The sequence below is a fragment of the Mesorhizobium sp. M7A.F.Ca.US.006.04.2.1 genome, from assembly GCF_004022915.1.
Lineage (GTDB): Bacteria > Pseudomonadota > Alphaproteobacteria > Rhizobiales > Rhizobiaceae > Mesorhizobium > Mesorhizobium ciceri.
Genome location: NZ_RZQA01001177.1, coordinates 1 through 1,461 on the forward strand (window position 1 = coordinate 1; position 1,461 = coordinate 1,461).

A 1,461-nucleotide genomic window follows, 5' to 3' on the forward strand; every position below is an offset into this window, starting at 1 on the left:
AGTCACTGCTTCGGGCTAATTTGCCCTACTGCCCTATTGCCCTATAATTTTCCCAACAGCTCCGGCGTCGGCCAGCCATCCACCGGCAAACCTAGCCGCGTCTGCTCCTTGCGGATCGCCTCGCGGGTGTTGGTACCCAAAATGCCGTCGACGGTGCCGACATCGTAGCCCTTGGCTTCCAGCTTGGTCTGCAATGCCTTCATCTGCTCATTGTTGAGACCGGTCTCGGGATTGCGCGGGTCCAGCGGCGGCGCGCCTGCCAGCCGTGCGGCAAGGTTGGCTGCCGTCAGCGCATAGGTGAAGGACTGGTTCCATTCGAGATAAACGTCGAAATTGTCGTAGGCGAGGAAGGCTGGCCCCTTGCGGCCCATCGGCAGCGCGAGGCCTGCTTTCAGGCCGTTGTCGACCAGCGGCGCGCCGCTGGGGTAGGTGACGCCCCATTGCGCCCACTGCGACAGCGGCAGCTTGTTGGTGCGACCGGTCTGATCCCACGGCATGTCTTCGGGCACGCGGACTTCCTGGATCCAGGGCTGGTCGCGTTTCCAGCCGCGCGACAGCACCTTGTTGGCAGTGGTCATGATCACATCAGGCACGCTGCCGCGCAGGTCGATCTTGCCGTCGCCGTCGCCGTCGACGCCGCGTGCCAGATAGTCGGAGGGCAGGATCTGCGTCTGGCCGATCTCGCCGGCCCAGGCGCCCCTGACATCGACCGGCAGCACGCCGCGATCGATCAGTTCCAGAAGCGGCACCAGCTGTTGCCGGAAGAGCTGCGGCCGGCGGCAATCATGGGAAAGCGTCACCAAGGCGCTCAGCGTGTGGAAGTCGCCCTGCACGGCGCCGAAATCGGTCTCCAGCGCCCAGAAGGCGGCGATGATCGGCGCCTGGACGCCGAACTGCTGGTCGGCGCGGGCGAAGACATCCGCGTATTTCTTCATGTTCGCCGCACCTTGCTTCAGGCGATAGGCCGAGATCATCCGGTTGGAAAACTCGACAAAGGTTTGGGTGAAGACGCCCTGGGCGCGGTCGCGCGCCAACACCTTGTCATCTAAGGTTGCCGCTTCAAGGGCGTCGAGACCCACTGCACCTACGCCGGCCGCCTTGGCTTCCGCGGCGACGCCCTGCTTCCAGGATTCGAAGTCGCCGCCGCATTCCTGCGCCATCGCCGGCAAGGCCGTGGCGCACAGGGTCAGCGCAGCCGCGAGGACTTTGGAACGCAGTCGCATCAGCTTCCTTTCGAAACGAACAGGGGGTCATTTGTTGTGCTCCCCCCCCCCGGGAAGCCCAACGCCCTGAATTACCGGCGGTTGCACTCTTTACCGCTGGCTGTGTCGAAAAGCAGGCGGCAGGCCCGGTGTCAACGGTGTTCTGCGGCAGCTTCTCTGCTGGAGTGATTTGATGCAGGGCAGTGCTGCCGTTGCACCGGTTCAACGGAAGCTCTGCTGGAGTGATTTGATCCAGGGC

The 1,461-nt window shown here is 63.9% G+C and carries 1 protein-coding gene; it reads right to left on the minus strand.

Annotated features, from left to right (window positions below; genetic code table 11):
• Positions 1–41: 41 nt before the first annotated feature.
• A complete protein-coding gene (locus EN925_RS35540) occupies positions 42–1,223 on the minus strand; it encodes a lytic murein transglycosylase (RefSeq protein WP_127388412.1) in 1,182 nt (393 codons plus the stop codon).
• Positions 1,224–1,461 lie beyond the last annotated feature (238 nt).